Here is a 17,181-nt window from a genome sequence, read left to right as displayed (position 1 = left end):
CTGAGTTCCATTGCACAAAGCGAGTCAAGATCCATCTCGGAAAACAACACGTGGTCAATTCAAAAAAGGTTCGAAAACGGAAGCTTCGTCATTCCCTGCCCTGCGTATGGGTATAAAAACGAGAATAAGAAAATGATTATAGTTCCCGAGCAAGCCAGGGTAGTAAAAGAAATTTTCAACATGGCTCTTTCCGGCATGGGTGGAGAAGCAATAGCACGAGTATTGACCGATAAAAAGATTCCAACTAAAAAGGGCGGAAGTTGGACTTCAAGTACCGTGAATGCTATTTTGACTAATAAAACATACACAGGGGATGTGATTTTTCAAAAGACATTTACAGACGATAATTTTAACCGTCATAAAAACTGTGGCGAGAAACAACAGTATGTTATTGAAAACCATCACGAGGCTATCATCAGTCATGAAACTTTTAATCTTGTAAAAGAGATTATCGCGTGGAGAAGAAGTGAAAATAACATAGTATGTGGTAGTGGTAAGTACAATAAGCTTTATGCGTTTTCAGCTAAAATTCGTTGTGGTGAGTGTGGAAGCAAGTGTAAAAGACGAATAATTTATCAACATAATAAGGCGTATGGCATATGGGTTTGTATAACGCATCTTGAAGATATTCATGCTTGTTCACAAAAGTCTGTTATGGAAAGTTATCTTAAAATTTCTTTCCTGCAAATGTTAAACAAGTTAAAAGCAGGATACGTTCAAATGTTGACTCCTCTCGTAGAAAGTTTGAGAGGTGTGAATAATAAAGACGGTTTGAACAAAGTTATCGAACTCGAAGAAAAAATAGCTAAATTGCAAGAACAAGAGCAAGTACTCAGTAAGCTTTTCGCCGGTGGCTACATTGAGATGGATTCCTACTATCTAGAAAGCAATCAGCTTAAAACGGAAATAGATACTTGTCTTAAGGAAAAACTTCAGCTTTCCAACAGTTTAAACGGTAACTTAACGCACTTAAACGAGGCGCAAAAACTTCAACGGTTCGTAAGCGTCACAGAAGTATTTAGCGAGTTTAAGGATGAGGATTTTCTGGATTTTGTAGACGATGTCGTAGTTAAAAGCAGAACAAGATTTCTTTTTATTTTGAAATGCGGATTGGAATTAGAAGAAGAGGTGAAAGAAACATGGCACGCATCCCATATGGTTACAGAATAGTAGACGGTAAAGCGGTTATAGATGAAGTAAAAGCTCAAGAAGTAAGAGAGTTTTTTCGTTTCTATCTTGAATTTAAAAATATTTCTCAAGCTGCTAAAAAATCAGGTATAAAAAGGGATTGGCCAGTCACGGGCAAAATTCTTAGCAAGAAATTGTATTTAGGAACAGAGTTTTATCCTCAGATTATCGATGAGGATATGTTTAGACAAGTGCAACAAATAAGGCATGAGAATGCTATCAGGAATCATCGTTATAAAGAGCCTAAGCCAATAAAGGAAATTCGGCTTATTACAAGCTACCAGTTAGAAAAGGTAGAAAAGAAATATGATGATCCTTATCGGCAAGCAGTATACGCTTACAGTCAAATCAAGGAGGTGTAAAATGAGTGCCAACGTTATAATTATTCCACCAAGAAAAATAGCGGGGAATACGGTAGATAAGCATGAAGATAAGCCGAGGTTAAGAGTAGTAGCGTATTGTCGTGTTAGTACTGACAGTGAAGAACAGGCAACAAGTTATGACACGCAAGTTCAGCATTATACGGATTATATTTCAAGAAATCCTCTCTGGGAGTTTGCTGGCATTTACGCTGATGACGGTATTTCAGGAACCAGCACGAAAAAACGTGTCGGTTTCAATGACATGATCCACGATTGCATGAGTGGCAAAGTAGACATGGTTATCACTAAGTCGATTAGCCGTTTTGCGAGAAACACTATAGACTGTTTAAAGTTTGTTAGACAGTTGAAAGACAAAAACATTCCGATCATTTTTGAAAAAGAAAACATCAACACCATGGAAGCAAGCGGAGAACTATTGCTTACTATCATGGCTTCTTTAGCTCAACAGGAATCAGTGTCGCTTTCTCAGAATGTGAAGCTTGGACTTAAGTTTCGCTACCAGGAAGGCAAAGTGCAAATCAACCATAACTGGTTTTTAGGATACACAAAAGACGATGAAGGGAATCTTGTAATTCTTGAACAGGAAGCAAAAGTCGTAAGAAGGATTTATAGAGAATATTTAGAAGGAGCAAGCCTTAGAGACATAGCGGAGGGTCTTGAAAAAGACGGTGTTAAAAACGGTGCCGGGCATTTAAAATGGAATTTATCTAATATTAAAGGCATCTTGCAAAACGAAAAATATATTGGTGATGCTCTTTTACAAAAAACCATCACGACAGATTTTATTAACCATGTTCGTATAAAAAATGATGGAACAGAACCACAGTATTATGTAAAAGATAGCCACACGCCTATTATTCCAAGAGATATTTTCTTTAAAGTTCAAGAAGAAATGTTAAGACGAGCCAACATGTTTAGCGGTGAGGAGAATAAAAAAAGGAGAGTTTATTCCAGTAAGTACGCTTTATCCAGCCTGTGTGTTTGTTCTAAATGCGGGGATGTTTACAGAAGAATTGCTTGGAACAACCGAGGAGTGCATTCTGTTGTCTGGCGTTGTTGCACCAGAGTGGAAAACGGTCCTAGTGCTTGCGATGCTCCGACAGTACAAGAGAACGAACTGCAGTCTGCTACAGTGAAAGCCATAAACAAGGTGTTTAGTATACCGGATGAAGTATTGGATACGTTGAATAACAATATTAGAGAAATTATCGCGGGCAACAACTTAAGCGAGATTGAAACGGTTGATAAAAAAATCGCAGACAAACAAGCGACACTACTAACCTTGCTAAAAGCTAAAAAAGACTACACGAAAATAGCTGATGAGATTGATGAACTGAAGGCTAAGAAACAGCAGCTTCTTATAGAAAAAGCAGGTCAAGAAGATGCTAAAAGACGAATCAGAGAAATGGAAGATTTTCTGAAAAATGAGCGTCATGATATTGGTGAGTATGATGAGAAGCTAGTAAGAAAGTACATCAAGAAAATAAAAGTTTACGAGGACAAGTTCAGCGTAACTTTTAAATCAGAGATTAGTGTGAATATTGAAAGGGCATCGTAAAAGCCAAAAGAATGTGAGCGTTTGAAATGTTACAAAAGTCAGCCTAGGGGGAATCATCTCTAGGCTGTTTTTTTGTTTTTATGCTAAAATCAAGTTATTAAGCCAATCTTAAACTTTTTAACGATAGCTTTTCCTATCGTTAAAAAGTGCACCCACTATCAATGGTGTTCACTCAAAAAAGTGTAGATATACTACCCGTTCTCTCAATCCATGTGGAGACTGTCGTATTGATGTCAAAGGCTTAATAGGTGGGTGCATTTTTGCCATTGTGTAGCAGGGGTTTGCGAGGGCTATCGTTAAAAGGTTTAATGCGAAGCAGCTTTAAGCTGGGTTCTCGTGATTTTTGAGTGCAGTTTTGCTGTTTGAGGGAAGATATCGACGCTTTAGGGTCGAGTGCACAGGATGTTAACGTTAAAAAGTGCACACACTTAGGGGCATTCACTTAGGGATTTAATTCCTAAAAAATTATCGGCGTAATCGGTATTACTACCGGCTACGCCGATTTTACTTATGGAGTGGAATATCAACTGCACCTATGTAATTCCACTGTATCCATATGGTTTGTTTCTTGGTTCTTGTACCTGCTACCTTTTCAGATTTTTCAACATAAATCTTATCTACAAAGGTTCGAATGATCTCTGCATTAAGTTCTTGTATATCTGTGTATTGTCGTACTAATTTCAAGAAAGAATCCACGTTGAGACATTCCTCTTGCGCTTTAGAAATAAAGGCTTCAAGGGATTCAATCTTGCTTTTCAGTTCAGCTTGTTCCTTGTCGTAGGACTCAGACATGCTCTTAAATCGTTCATCAGAAATTTTACCGTCTAAGTTGTCTTCATAGAGATGCTGAACAATTGTGTCAAGTTTGCTAATTCTTGCTTTTGCTTGCTCGAGTTCCCTATTAGAGGACTTTAACTTTTGGGTTAGTTCTTTCTCGCTTTTCTTCATCACAAGTCCCACGAACTCTTCTTCGTGCTGTTTGGCGAATGAAGTAATCATTCGTAGCTCGTGAAGCAGTATTGCTTCGATCTGAATATTTCTAATTTGATGTGATGAGCATTTGCCTTTTTGCTTACGATAGGTAGCACAGACAAAGTATTCTTTATCATGGCTCCAATCTTTTCCTCGAACCTGATAAAGCTTGTTACCACAATCCGCACAAAATAGCATTCCTGATAACACTGGCATTTCTCCAAGATTGGCACACACTCGTCTACCATCTCTTATACGTTGAACAATATCAAAAGTTTCCTGGTCAATAATTGCTTCGTGTGTGTTTTTGAAAATTAGCCAGTCTTCTTTGGGATTCAATAATGTTTTCTTGCACTTGTACGATTTCCTTCTTGTTTTGAAATTGACCGTATGCCCAAGATATTCTTGCTTTTCAAGCATATTAGAGATAGTTTTTTGATTCCAGACTCCCTTAATCTCCGATTTCGCGGAAGGAATTTTAATACCAAGAGAGAAAAAATGCTCAGAAGGTGTTGGAATATTCCTTTTGATTAGCTCATTGGCAATCTGGCTAGGCCCATACCCATTAACGCAGAGTCTAAAGATTTCACGCACTACACTGGCAGCTTCTTCATCTACAATCCAATGATTTTTATCTTCAGGATCCTTAAGATATCCGTAAGGAGGATTGATGCAGAGCGGCTTCCCACTTTGTCCTTTTGCTTTAAACACAGCTTTTATTTTTCTGCTTGTGTCTTTAGCATAAAACTCATTGAAGATGTTGATGAAAGGTGTCATGTCGTTGTCTGACTGATTATTGCTATCTACGCCGTTATTTATTGCAATAAAGCGAATATCAGCGTTAGGGAATACCATCTCTGTATACATACCAACTTGCAGATAATCTCTACCCAAGCGTGACATGTCCTTGACGATAATGGTTCCAATCTTTCCTTCGTCAATGAGAGCAGTTAATTTAAGCCAATCAGGTCGCTGGAAATTAGTACCCGAGTAGCCATCGTCTACAAAGAACATAAGATTGTTGAAATGATTATCCTCGGCATACTTTTTCAGCATGCTCTTTTGATTGATAATGGAATTGCTGTCACCTTGTAATTCATCGTCTCTGGATAAACGGCAGTAAAGTGCCGTTATCTTGCCTACATTATCTAGAGTATAAGAAGGCTGTCTATTTAGTTTATTCATCTGTTTTCCTCCTTTCCGACAGCCTTCAAGCGGTCAGTATATATTCCCGTATAACTCAGAATTTATCAAGTTATTTAGCTTCTATTACATGGTTTAAATTGCTTAAAATAAGGTGTTTGATTAGGTCTTTGACACCTTTCTGAGCACTCTTGCTTTCAAGAGAGTGAACCGTAAATTCAGTATTTCCGATTCTTAACACTTCGGTTTTTACCGGTGTATCCCTAATTTGTTCATCCATGCATTTTGACCTCTTTTTTAAGAAAGTTGCAATACTTTAATTGCTTCAGGATGTACCAGTTTTCCATCCAAATACTCAAAAGAGAGGTAACCTATCTGGTCTATAAGAGAAAATATTTCGTTTAGAACCTTGATGGTTGGGTTATGGCGTTCGATAATCCAATAGTTGGAAAAATCACCAAAAGCGATAACTTTTGCTCCCTTTTGAGAAGAAGGCATGGCATTGTCAATGACCACAGGTCTGCCCATTAAGTTGCCATCAAAATCAGGTAGGATGTATGATCCGGTAGTGTCCTTTAAGGTTTGAAGATAAAGAGCAGTTTCATCATTCATAAGCCACGTGGCATTTTCTCGATACTTACTATCTAGCGAGAAGAATAAACGTTTGATGGTATCTGCGGAAATCTCTTTTGCTTGCACAGCAACCTCAGCACCTGATGTATCTGATAAAATTCCTGTCGGCTTAGTTATCCCATCACCATTTATAAAAGCTTCCGACTCATTCAATGTGAACTGCTTCGTCAGTTCGCTTGTTATGAACTCTTCGATATCAAAGTCAAGGTCAGCTGCAAAATCCGTACCCAAACGAATGAGGTTAACTAGGGTATAATCCGTTACATCAATACGCTTAAAGCCATCTTTAATAGGCATATACGTCATGATGCTTGTGTCATAATCTTTCATCCATTTGGTGAACGGTGAGGCTTCATAGATGAACAATTTACTTGCTTGCGAGTGTGCTTTTACCACTGTACACAGTTTTCTAAGATTACTTTTGTTTGCAAGCTTTGCTTCGAGTTTTGCTAGAGAAGAAGTCGGCAAATCATAGGCATCCGTATAATGGTGGCGCAGTTTTCTTTCAATATTATTCGCATTACCATTTGCATTGCGCAATACGTTCCAAAACGTGCTGTGGTAGTCCTGACTTGCTAGTTTCATTTCTTTTTCAATATCTCTGTTAATCATAATCGTTAGTTCCTTTCATTACTGTTTTCTGCAATTACTGCAGTAACTTGCTTGATTTTGCCCATTTACCCTTTTGAATTCGCTGTTTTTGCACGCAAGACCCTGCGCCCGTTCCCGAAGGGGTACTCTTTAGAGATTTGACCCCCCCTAGGGGGTTAGGTTCAGAAAGTAGTATGCGAATAAATTTCCAACAGCACAGTATCTAGGCAGGTTTTCTTTCTTCAATGTTGTCAAAAAACTGAAATCATTTCAGTATTTTGATTTGTGCATGATAGTATTTCTTCTTCATGTTCAACACAGGTTTGCGATACGAATTATGCAATCATAGGCACCACCTCCTTAAACGTGGCATGATGTGGCAGTTAAATTTCGTTATTGCCTTATAGGGTTATATGGGGATATAGGTTATTAACTGCCACTAGTTGCCACTTAAAAAATCGCTAAACTCACTTTTAAGCCTGTAGCCTTTAAGAAGCGTGGTTTTTTCTCCGCCTGTATTGGGACGCTTTCTTACAACCTCGGCAAATTTTCTTAATTCCTGATTGAAGTTTCTGCTGTTCTCAGAAAAACAGCCGTTATCAATGCACCACTTCTTGTAGTGGTCGTATACAACTGCCGTTCGAATCTCAGAGCTTTGGTCTTTAACGAGTACATCTTCAGCAAACTGTGCCATTTTGTCACTGTCGTGGGCATAACTAAAAATGGCATCAAGAACGCTATTAGGCGGCTTAAAGCCTTCATCTCGGAGGCGGGTAAAGCCTTCAAGAAGCCAGTTTAAAATGGCACTTTGCACCTCTTTTTTAGAAAACTCCGCCTTTAAGGTTTTATCCTGTTCCCACGCTTCAAAATGCCTGTTAAAGGGAATAATCTGCATGCGGTCGCTACTAAACACTGTCATATCGCTGATGACGGGCAGATAATTGGTGTTCACATACAGTTTGAACTGTGGTTTAAAGTCAAAGCTGTTCTCATGCAGGAATCGAGCGTTTAAGGTATCACTTCCCGTCATGTATTTAACTTGGGCTGAATTAAGGAATAGTCCTCGGCTCGGCTCAGATATATTGGCAAAGCGAACACCGGCAAGGCGTGCTACATCCTCTGTCGGCTGTGAGCTATTAGGGTTCTTCTTTAAAGCAATGGTTTCCGCGCGTACCGCTTTTCCGTAATCGCCCATCACAGACAGAACACTTTCCATGAGTGTGCCTTTACCGTTTCTTGTGCTTTCTCCAAAAAGAAAGAACATGCACTCATAGCGTGTATCACCGCTTAACGCATAGCCTAATGACTTTTGAAGATACAAGGCTTTCTCACAATCTCCGCTCATAATTTCATCGACAAACTGGCGAAAACGTTCACTTCTTGCCTTCGGGTCATAAAACACAGGTGATACTTTGGTAATAAGATCTGTTGCTAAGTGCTTGCGAAAAACACCATGCTCAAGGTCTAAAGTTCCGTTTTGGCAGTTAAATAGATAAATGTTCTTATCGAACGCTTCCATCGAAATGGGGTAAACGCTTTGAGCTTCCTTGATATAAATCTCACGGTTACGACGGCTGCTCCATTTGTTCCAATACTCAACAAGCATGGAGCGGGTTCTCTCGTCTTTAATGGCACCAGCATAACGTATAAGAGAAAGAGCTAAATCCTTGCATAGTTCCATCGTTTTAAGCGTTCCAATATCGCAAGTCCAACGTACACCGTCGAAGATGAACCACATTTTGCGCTCCGGTACATAGTGCAGAATGTTTTGGAAAATATCAGCAAACAATCTGCCATTACCTAAATCACCGTTGCGATATCGTATATTTTCATCAGGCTTTAGTTCCTGTAATTTAGATAAGAGATCATCAAAGTCTTCCTCAGCACTTGCATTATGGAAAGGCTCATAGAAGGTATGACATTTAGAAACAGCTTTCTGAATGGTTGTGTTGCCATAAGTATCCGCGCCACGGTGTTCATCCCACTTAGGACGGAATAAAGCAGACTTACGAAAAAGTCGGTCTATTTGCTCCTTGTTACCGCCACAGTAAAAGGCAAGAATAGACACAAGCGCGGCATCTGCTTCGCTATGAGAAGGGTAAGCCGAAATGTCACCATGCCAAAGTGCTGTAAATTTAGCTCCATTTATGGCGTTGCCAGCTTTTTCAATAACAGATGTATCGCTTAAATATGACCTTGTACACGCGTTATTTTCTTTTTCATGAGTGTTTATGTTTCGCTTCATGTACGTGTCTAAAAGCCACATGATGGCTTCATCGTCTTCTAAAAGCTCGCCTTCCTGATACACGTCGCCCGTAACTGTTAGATAGCGATTCGTAGCTAGAGCGCTGTAAACCTCAATATCCCCATGCTTGATGTAATAAGACTTTTTATCGTATGCGCCGTTAAACAGAAGCAAGATATGAAAGCCATGCTTACTTGGGCTGTATTCGATATAAGCGTGCTTGAAATGGGCAATAATCTCTTTTGCCCAGTCTTTAATGATGCCATTATCGATGCAGTGGTCTAAATCGATGCCTAAGAGGTTATCAACAAGCTTTATACCAATTCCGTCGTATTGGTCTTTTACTTTCATGGCATCATCAAGCGAGGTGAAATCGCTTAAGTTGTCTGTAGCTGCTTTCTTTCCCGTTATGGGGTTATAAGGCGGCTTAGTGAGCCTACCGTTTTCTTGCTGCTCGTACTTCCATGAACAAAAGATATTCTTGTTCTTTAGTGCTTTTGGCAGTTTCTCTAGATCCATATTTGATCCTCCTTTTCTAGAAGGCTTATCCCTTCTACATCACAGGCAAAAGAAAAAGCCGACTTTTTAACCTGTCTTAAAAAGTTTTTTTGGTCTTCTACTTGGTAGCCATGAAAGAGGGTGTAATCTGACGGTTTTAGAAAAAATTTTTGACAATAAAAATCTCCTAAGCATTCATTAGGCATTTGCCTTGAATGAATAGCAAAGGAGACTTTTTTAATCTGCTATATTCCGGAGTGGCTAGCTCTTTATATCGTTGATATACTCACAGAATCGTGATAATATTTAACTATTAAAATAAGGAGGGAATTATGGCTGTTAGTTATAAAAAACTATTACATCGCATGATTGAAGAAGATATTTCCAATCAGGACTTAATGAGAATGAGCAATATTTCCGCCAACATTATTACGAAACTACGCACTGGGCAATATATATCACTGGAAAAAGTGGAAGGTATCTGCACAGCTTTACACTGCACGCCCAACGATATTTTGGAATTTATAGCGGAGGATGAAAAGTAATGGCTAATAATCAAAAACTGGAACTTACGTGGCTTGGTAAGGATAAAGAAATCAAAATAGAGCCTAGGATTCTAGTTGAGGATAAAGAAAAATCAAACTGCAAAAATGATCCTAATACAGAAAACATGCTCATACATGGAGATAACCTACTCGCACTAAAAGCGTTAGAAAACAAATATGCAGGTAACCGCGATCACTTCTTCATATTTGAAGTAAGTACCGTAGATGAGAATCCGCTAATCTATCATTATACATATAAGAAAACTACAATATATTTAGCAGAAAAATAGGAGCAGTTCAATTGACTGTTCCTATTTTTAATATTCATAAAATCTAAAGTCTTTATACTCTTTAACAATGGAGTCGCCAACCAGAACAGACTATACTGACCAGCGACTACCTTAAATTTAATGTTTCAGATTTATTTTCTTATCTCTAATTTCATAAACTACATCTGCTACATTTTCGAGTAATCGTTTATCGTGGGTGATAAACACGATAGTTCCGGTGTACTCCTTCATTAGTATTTCCAAAGCCTCTAAACTTGGTATGTCAAGGAAGTTACTGGGTTCATCCATTATTAGGATGTTATATCTACCCATGAGCATTTTAGCAAGCAACAATTTTATAATTTCTCCACCGCTTAAAACAGATAAACTTTTTCCAATATCGTTCTGTTTGAACCCCATAGATGCTAGCACTGAACGAATTTCTGATATATTGTAGTCACAATCCTTCTGCATAAACTCCATAACATTCTGATTACTGTTGTACTTGTAACCATTCTGTGCAAAGTAACCTATTTTTGCCTTAGGCGAAATAGAAATTCCTTCTTCATGGTTTAAGATCATTTGGATTAAAGTTGTTTTTCCGATTCCATTACCACCAGTTAACGCCACTTTTGCTCCTAACGGAATTTGAAAAGATGCATTTTCAAACAGAGCCTTATCCCCAAATACTTTATTAATTTCTGCACCGACTATAGGGTATGGATTATGGAGCTCCAATGCTTTACTTTGCCTGAAACGAATTCTGCGAATGCCTTCCGGAGCTTCTACTTTTCCTAAGGCCGCAATCCTGTGCTCTAGGGTTTTAGCAGCATTATACATCTTTTTTTCCTTACTTCCTATTGATTTTTGATGAGCTAAACGCCCTCCGTCTTCAGTACTTTTTTTCTTTGAAGAACCTTTTGCCTTCTGTTCTATTTTACGAGCCTGTTTTCGCTTTTCCTCCGCAGCCCTTTCCAATCGGGCACGTTCCGCAATAAATTGTTCGTATTCTGCAGCTTGGCTCTTACGTTCTTCCTCTTTCTGACGAAGATAATCAGAATAGTTTCCCCAATACTCAGTGATTTTGCCATCTTTCAGTTCCCATATTTTATCTACTATTTCATCAAGAAAATAGCGGTCATGGCTAATAACTAACAGTGCACCTGTAAAATATTTTAGCTGTCCTATTAGAAAATCAATTCCTTCACGGTCTAAATGGCTCGTAGGTTCATCCGCTAAAATACCATGAACCTGTGCCGATAAGGCCTGTGCTATTTTAAGCCTTGTTTCTTCACCACCGCTCATAGTCTGTATATTTAATTGCTCAACACCTAGCTTGCCTACAAGTGCAAAATCTTTTTCCTCCTGCAGAGTTACTTCGTCCAACTGGGGAATATAGGCAAGTTCACCCAGACGATTCATTTTACATCCTGGGGGAGTTAATTCTCCTAAAAGTACCCTGAGTAAAGTGCTTTTTCCAGCACCATTTGCTCCTACTAAACCAATACGGTCATAATCATATACTTCTAATTCATTTATATCTAAAACATCGCGTCCTTTGAATTCCACACGAATGTCTTTTGCTTTTAATATTAATTCCATAACATTTCCTCCTGTCTATAATCGCATGCTTTCATTTGCTTGTATGCAGGGAAAACCCTGCGATTTTAGCAGGAAGAGTTACATGAAAATAAGATACATAAATATTCCTCCAATATTGTTTATTTTAAATCTAATTTTCTAACCTCAGTTATCATTTGGCAAACTATAGCAATGCCAATAATTAAAATACCTGATAGTAAAAACCAATGATTTACACCGATTTTATCAGCAAAGAATCCAGAAAGAATTAACCCAATTGGCATAGCAAGTGACATGATACTTCCGATCAAAGAAAATACACGTCCTAAATATTCAGGCTTAATTTTCTCCTGAAAAAGAGCTGTTTGCACACCGCTATAAAATGGCACCGAAAGCCCCATTATTGCACAGCAAACTACGAATATTACAAATCCATTTGGAGGAAGTATTCCCGAAACGGCTAAACTGGTCCCCATTATAAAAAATGAACTTGTTATTAGTAATACATGCTTTTCGAAGCCCCCTAATCTTCCTAATAATAAGCCTCCTGCTAGCATCCCAAATGCAAAGGAAATTTCCGTAATAGAAATATGCACAGGCGTTCCATTAAAGTGTTCCATGCTTATTAAAAGGAAATAGTGCATTGATTGGCATATAAACAAAAGTATATAGTGTTCCTAAGAGTAATAAGGCAAACAATCCTTTGTTTTGTCTCAGAACCACAACTCCTTCTTTCATCTCCCTTATGAAATTTGGTTCTAAACTTTGCACTTGATTACCCAGCTTAGGTATACGTACAATTGCTACCGTAATAGATGCAATCACAGCACCCAATACGTCGATGGCAATAATAGCATTTAAATCCCAAACGGAGTATAAGAGTGCTGCAACTGCCGGACTAACAATATAGCTTATAGACTGCAAAGACTGACTATAGCCTGCGCATTTCGTTAGCTGTTCTTCTGGTACTAAAAGTGGTGTAACCGCATTGAGTGCTGGGGTATGAAAAGCTGTTCCAATGCTACGGATAAACAATACTATCATAATCATCCAGACAGGTAGCTCCATACAGAATGCAACAATAGCAAGCACTGCACCAGCTGCTGCGATAATTAAATCGGCACCAATCATTATCTTCTTCCTATCATGACGATCCACTAGCACACCAATGGCAGGTCCCAAAATCGCATAGGGTAAAAAACCTACTAATGAAGCCATAGACAAGACCATCGCAGATCCTGTTTTTTCTGTAAGGTAAAAAATAATCGCCATTTGCAGGATGGCATTAGTGATTAATGATACTGCTTGCCCTGCCCATATTGCATAAAATTTTCGTTTCCAATTGTTGTATTTTTCCATTTATATTATCTCCTGCATATTATTTTGCTTGAATTTCTATTTTGAATAGCATTCTAGGCAATAAAAAATGCAGGCCAAACCCCACAATGTGGCTTTTGGTCTGCATACATACAATTTGGAAACATTCATATTAAAGACATAGTTAAATAAAGGTATAGTTAAATAACCAATATCCTCACCGTAACTAATGAATGCTCAATATCGTATAAATAAGCACAACAAAAAAGCCTATCATCGGGTATAGATTCTGCTTTTTTTATTGCCAGCTTATCTTAAACGCATTGAGGCTGTCATAGTTTCGGTTCCTCCTACATCTTTGTTTATATCAATTTATAGTATAACACAACAAGATGATATGTTCAATATAAAAGTTATGGAATGAGACTCATACTTCCAATTCGATGCCAGATTTAAAGGATATGACGAAGTTTTCTTCATAGACTGTAACGCTCTGGATTATCTTCCTTAGTAGCAAGCGATTAGCTTTCACAAAATCTTCTGTTTGTAGTTTTAAAAATTCATCAGGATTTTCTAACTCAACCTCAAAATATTTCATTTTACATTCCCTCATTTCATTTATTGATAAATTGAGTTTGCAAAAAAGAGTGGACAATTTTTGTCTACTCTTAACCTTTAAAATAGTTTTTTTTAATCGATTTGAAGTTGCCTAAATTATTACTTATTCGGTAAAATGAAGTATTGCTTTCAACAGATTTCCTTCAACTACACTTCACTTGATTCAAACAAGGTGGGTACATTTCTATTCCCACAAACTCCTTGTCAATGGAAACAAACACGTACCCACAGGGTAAATGGAAATAGAAACTGATAATTTCTAGCTATCACTTCTACTCATTCCAAAAATTTTCTCACTCTGATACTTACCCACCATAAAGCAAAAAGCCTTGCAATCAAGGCTTTCATTATCCCTTTCGTTCAAAGGTTTCTAAGCTTTTACGAGCAGAGCGACACACTCAGCGGTTCGCTATCTCCGTTCTGTCTGCGTGCTAGCACTTGTCAATCACGGACAGCTATCGCATGGGCGGAAGTAAATGCTAATCTTCGTCGTTTTACTCCTTGACTAGCAAACTTACCGCCTCAACATGCTACGTTTGTAGGTTTCACAGGAACTCCTATTGCCGAAACATATCAGACCTTTGGTCAGGAAATTGATAGATACACTATGGATCAGGCGGTCGCAGATGGACTAACTGTTTCTATTAAGTATCATCCTCGTATTGCCAAGGTGTTACTTGATAAGACCAAAGCTAAAGAAATTGAAAATTACTATAAAAAGTGTGCCGATGATGGTGCAACGTATGATGATATTGAAGCCAGTAAACGTGCAATGAGTTCTATGGAAGTTATCCTTGGCGAGCCTTCTCGCTTGGAGAGGCTTGCTATAGATATTCATGACCATTATATTTCATCTTGTGATAGTGACCCAGATAGAATTCAGAAAGCAATGATTGTCTGCTCTAGCAGAAAAATTGCATATTCACTTCTTTTGAAATTCAAGGATAAATATCCGGAATGGTTTGAAGAAAAGAAAACTCCTGACGGAGTTACTGCAACAGATGAAGAACTTAAAGAATTAAAGCCTATGCCATTTATGGCTATGGTATCGAGTGTTGGAAGTAATGATGAAGCTGAGATGTATAACTATCTTGGTGGAGTTAAAAATGATAAACGTTGCGAAGAACTGGATGCAGCCTTTAAACAGGAAAAGTCTAATTTCCATATTGTTATCGTAGTTGATATGTGGATTACGGGATTTGATGTTCCGTCACTTACATATTTATATAACGATAAGCCTTTGAAGAAGCACTTGCTGATTCAAACTATCAGTCGTGTAAACAGAAAATATCCCGGCAAAGAATATGGTATGGTTATCGACTATATTGGCATTCGCGATAATATGCGTGAGGCCATGAAGGTTTACGGTGGTGATACATCAGTTGCTCCCACATCGGATGACGTTGAGCAGGCTACCTCTGCATTCAGGGAGGAGATTGAAATACTTAAAGCACTGTTTACAGATTATGACTTAGCTCCATTCCTTAATACGAAATGTGACCCTGTTGAAAGATATAAATTACTTTCCAAAGCGGCTGAGTATGTCTTTACATCAGCACAGGTCTTGCAGACAGAAGGAAACGGAAAAACTAATCAGGTCTCATTTAAGACATATTTCTTAAAGTCTGTTAAGAGAATGAGAAGTGCTTTTGATATTTGCCAACCTTCTGGAAATCTGGGCGAAGAAGAATCTGCGCTTGCACAGTGCTTTATGGCTATAGCAGGCTTCGTTCGTAAAATGAGTGGAACCAGCGATGTTGATGCTGAAACTATGAATCTTGTGGTATCAAAGATGGTTGAAGAGGCATTAAAATACAATAAGGTAGAAAGTGTTCTTGAAAGTGGCGAGGAAGAAGATATCTTCTCTCCTGAATACTTTGAAAAATTATCAGATGTAGAAATGCCTGCTACAAAGTTAGAATTACTTATCAAAATGCTCCGTAAGCAAATAAAGGAATATGGCAGGGTTAACCAATTAGCAGCGAAATCTTTCCAAGAAATGATTGAAAAGACTATTGATGAGTACCATGAAAGACGTAAGCACCTTACTGCTGAAGAAGCCGGGGCAACACAGGAAGCTGCCTCAGAAGATATTATTAAGGCTGCAACTGAACAAGCTTTAGTGATACTTCGTCAGATGAACGAAAATCGTGAGAGTTTCCGTAAAATAGGATTAACCTTTGAAGAAAAGGCATTCTATGATATTTTGATTGCTCTTCGTGACCAGTATAAGTTTGAATATGGCATTGACAAAGAAGTTAACGGTGTTGTGATAAACGATAAATGCAAGACACTTGCTAAAAAAGTTAAGGAAATAATAGATACCGAGTCTTCATTTGTGGACTGGCTCAACAATCAGAATGTGCGTAATCAGTTAAAATTGAAGATAAAGATTTGTTTGGTTAAGAACGGCTATCCGCCACAGTATAGTCCTGAAGTGTTCACAAAGGTGATGGAGCAGGTAGAAAATTTTGAGGAGCATTCTGAAACAACTTCAGAAAGTTAGATTATTCCTTTTCCTTATTGCTTCTATGTGAAGAACTATGATGTTTGCTGAGAATAGTGCCCTATATGGTAGAAAGAAGGATGGTGAATAACATGGGAAGTATTGTTTTAGAATTACAGAATGAAATTGTGTCATCAAATTGCGATGTTGTTAATATATTACGCAAAGCACATTTGATTGCATCAAAATTAAAGCTTGCTGATTTTGATCAATGGATTCAACACGAATTAAATGGTTATCCTGACCCAGAATCTTGCCCTGAGTATAGAAAGGTTCGTGGAAGTTTAAAAACTTTCAATCCTTATCGCGGTTGGATTCCAACCTCAATACAGGATAATGAATACGAAAAAAAGATTTGTGAAAGAAAGTTAGTAAATTCAATTTCTGAAATCATTTCTTTATGTCAGTCCTCAGGAAATGTATTAACTTTAGATTTTTCAGGCGAACAACTTGCATTGTTTGATAAAATGGCTGATTCGCTACTTCCAATGGATTATGCATTACATGTACCTACAACTGCAGTTAAAGACATTGAAGAAAAAGTCAAAAATACTATTTTAGAATGGACATTGAAATTAGAATCGGAAGGTATTGTAGGGGAAAATATGGTTTTCTCTGAGACTGAAAAAGAATCCGCAGTGAACATGCCGCAAACCGTGAATAATTATTACGGGAATACAAGTGTGATCAATTCGCCATCCGATAATGTACAGATAGTGTCTGGAAGTGAGAATACAGTTACATTTTCCTATGATAAAGTTAAGGATGTAGTTGATGCCGTTGAAAAAAGTATTAGTGAATCTGATTTATCAAAAGAGGATATAGAAACCGCAACAGAATTATTAGCTGACATCAAATTAAAAATTGAAGAAGAGAAGAAACCGCATATTTTAAAATCAGCATTGGTTGGACTAAAAGACTTTTTAATTAATACAGGTGCCAGCGTTACTGCAGTGTTAATACAAGCTCAAATACAAGGTTTGTTCTAAAAATCTCAAATACTATTTCGGTATCTGAGTATAAGAAAACGGCCACACAGAGTATCTCTACTCTTGTATGGTCGTTTTATTTCTTATGTTCCCGCTTAAAGGCTTTCAGTTGGTTTTCTTTTAATCCCTTACTGAACACTCCTTT

12 protein-coding genes and 2 pseudogenes are annotated in these 17,181 nt (G+C 37.9%); 8 read left to right on the top strand and 6 right to left on the bottom strand.

Annotated elements, in window-relative coordinates; translation table 11 throughout:
- From ACTJLE_RS05885 to ACTJLE_RS05875, 3 genes are all read left to right on the top strand, one after another.
- The coding region (locus ACTJLE_RS05885; RefSeq protein WP_481267844.1) for a recombinase family protein at positions 1 to 1,170 on the top strand (1,170 nt) is incomplete at its 5' end.
- Positions 1,140 to 1,550: a serine integrase family protein gene (locus ACTJLE_RS05880; RefSeq protein WP_004125819.1), complete on the top strand. Its 411-nt coding sequence runs from the start codon at positions 1,140 to 1,142 to the stop codon at positions 1,548 to 1,550. The genes ACTJLE_RS05885 and ACTJLE_RS05880, both read left to right, overlap by 31 nt.
- Before the next feature lies 1 nt (position 1,551).
- Positions 1,552 to 3,129 carry a recombinase family protein gene (locus tag ACTJLE_RS05875; protein ID WP_481267843.1) on the top strand — a complete coding sequence of 526 codons (1,578 nt, stop codon included), beginning with the start codon at positions 1,552 to 1,554 and terminating at the stop codon, positions 3,127 to 3,129.
- Between the two features lie 504 nt (positions 3,130 to 3,633).
- On the opposite strand, the gene ACTJLE_RS05870 is transcribed toward ACTJLE_RS05875, so the two are convergent.
- The 4 genes from ACTJLE_RS05870 to ACTJLE_RS05855 all read right to left on the bottom strand — a co-directional run bounded on the left by ACTJLE_RS05870 (position 3,634) and on the right by ACTJLE_RS05855 (position 9,232).
- On the bottom strand, positions 3,634 to 5,286 hold the full coding sequence (locus ACTJLE_RS05870) for a recombinase family protein (protein ID WP_481267842.1): 1,653 nt from the start codon (positions 5,284 to 5,286) through the stop codon (positions 3,634 to 3,636).
- Between the two features lie 70 nt (positions 5,287 to 5,356).
- Positions 5,357 to 5,524, bottom strand: a complete 168-nt coding sequence (locus ACTJLE_RS05865; protein ID WP_194251715.1) for a hypothetical protein — start codon at positions 5,522 to 5,524, stop codon at positions 5,357 to 5,359.
- 17 nt (positions 5,525 to 5,541) lie between these two features.
- Positions 5,542 to 6,489: a phage major capsid protein gene (locus ACTJLE_RS05860; protein ID WP_481267841.1), complete on the bottom strand. Its 948-nt coding sequence runs from the start codon at positions 6,487 to 6,489 to the stop codon at positions 5,542 to 5,544.
- A gap of 418 nt (positions 6,490 to 6,907) precedes the next feature.
- Complete coding sequence (locus ACTJLE_RS05855) at positions 6,908 to 9,232, bottom strand: phage/plasmid primase, P4 family (RefSeq protein ID WP_481267840.1); 2,325 nt, start codon at positions 9,230 to 9,232, stop codon at positions 6,908 to 6,910.
- Positions 9,233 to 9,543: 311 nt separating this feature from the next.
- Between ACTJLE_RS05855 and ACTJLE_RS05850 the strand changes: the two genes are divergently transcribed.
- Both ACTJLE_RS05850 and ACTJLE_RS05845 read left to right on the top strand, forming a co-directional pair.
- Entirely contained in the window at positions 9,544 to 9,756 is a 213-nt protein-coding gene (locus ACTJLE_RS05850; RefSeq protein WP_004121956.1) for a helix-turn-helix domain-containing protein, read from the top strand.
- Entirely contained in the window at positions 9,756 to 10,046 is a 291-nt protein-coding gene (locus ACTJLE_RS05845; RefSeq protein ID WP_004121959.1) for a DUF5960 family protein, read from the top strand. Before ACTJLE_RS05850 ends, ACTJLE_RS05845 begins: the two co-directional genes overlap by 1 nt.
- 117 nt (positions 10,047 to 10,163) lie before the next feature.
- Here the strand turns inward: ACTJLE_RS05845 and msr(D) are convergent, their stop codons facing one another.
- Both msr(D) and mef(A) read right to left on the bottom strand, forming a co-directional pair.
- Positions 10,164 to 11,627: an ABC-F type ribosomal protection protein Msr(D) gene (gene msr(D), locus ACTJLE_RS05840; protein WP_000420313.1), complete on the bottom strand. Its 1,464-nt coding sequence runs from the start codon at positions 11,625 to 11,627 to the stop codon at positions 10,164 to 10,166.
- A 119-nt stretch (positions 11,628 to 11,746) separates the two neighbouring features.
- Positions 11,747 to 12,965, bottom strand: a pseudogene (gene mef(A) / locus ACTJLE_RS05835) (macrolide efflux MFS transporter Mef(A)).
- Positions 12,966 to 14,079: 1,114 nt separating this feature from the next.
- On the opposite strand from mef(A), the pseudogene ACTJLE_RS05830 reads away from it, so the two are divergent.
- The 3 genes and pseudogenes from ACTJLE_RS05830 to ACTJLE_RS05820 all read left to right on the top strand — a co-directional run.
- Positions 14,080 to 14,250, top strand: a pseudogene (locus tag ACTJLE_RS05830) (hypothetical protein); the annotation flags it as partial.
- A gap of 63 nt (positions 14,251 to 14,313) precedes the next feature.
- Positions 14,314 to 16,047, top strand: coding sequence for a type I restriction enzyme endonuclease domain-containing protein (locus ACTJLE_RS05825; protein WP_306467725.1), 1,734 nt, complete (start codon positions 14,314 to 14,316; stop codon positions 16,045 to 16,047).
- A gap of 65 nt (positions 16,048 to 16,112) precedes the next feature.
- Complete coding sequence (locus ACTJLE_RS05820; protein ID WP_020757464.1) at positions 16,113 to 17,036, top strand: AbiTii domain-containing protein; 924 nt, start codon at positions 16,113 to 16,115, stop codon at positions 17,034 to 17,036.
- The last annotated feature ends 145 nt before the right edge of the window (positions 17,037 to 17,181 follow it).

Source organism: Gardnerella sp. CCPDSM (genome assembly GCF_056754715.1).
Note: the sequence above shows the minus strand (reverse complement) of the source record. Positions and strands in the feature narration are given on the sequence as shown.

Excerpts from the sequence above, each read along its gene's own strand:
- ACTJLE_RS05825 (WP_306467725.1), top strand. The coding sequence starts at position 14,314 with ATGAGTTCTATGGAAGTTATCCTTGGCGAGCCTTCTCGCTTGGAGAGG.
- ACTJLE_RS05820 (WP_020757464.1), top strand. The coding sequence starts at position 16,113 with ATGGTAGAAAGAAGGATGGTGAATAACATGGGAAGTATTGTTTTAGAA.
- ACTJLE_RS05870 (WP_481267842.1), bottom strand. The coding sequence starts at position 5,286 with ATGAATAAACTAAATAGACAGCCTTCTTATACTCTAGATAATGTAGGC.
- ACTJLE_RS05855 (WP_481267840.1), bottom strand. The coding sequence starts at position 9,232 with ATGGATCTAGAGAAACTGCCAAAAGCACTAAAGAACAAGAATATCTTT.
- ACTJLE_RS05850 (WP_004121956.1), top strand. The coding sequence starts at position 9,544 with ATGGCTGTTAGTTATAAAAAACTATTACATCGCATGATTGAAGAAGAT.
- ACTJLE_RS05860 (WP_481267841.1), bottom strand. The coding sequence starts at position 6,489 with ATGATTAACAGAGATATTGAAAAAGAAATGAAACTAGCAAGTCAGGAC.
- ACTJLE_RS05845 (WP_004121959.1), top strand. The coding sequence starts at position 9,756 with ATGGCTAATAATCAAAAACTGGAACTTACGTGGCTTGGTAAGGATAAA.
- ACTJLE_RS05865 (WP_194251715.1), bottom strand. The coding sequence starts at position 5,524 with ATGGATGAACAAATTAGGGATACACCGGTAAAAACCGAAGTGTTAAGA.
- ACTJLE_RS05880 (WP_004125819.1), top strand. The coding sequence starts at position 1,140 with ATGGCACGCATCCCATATGGTTACAGAATAGTAGACGGTAAAGCGGTT.
- ACTJLE_RS05875 (WP_481267843.1), top strand. The coding sequence starts at position 1,552 with ATGAGTGCCAACGTTATAATTATTCCACCAAGAAAAATAGCGGGGAAT.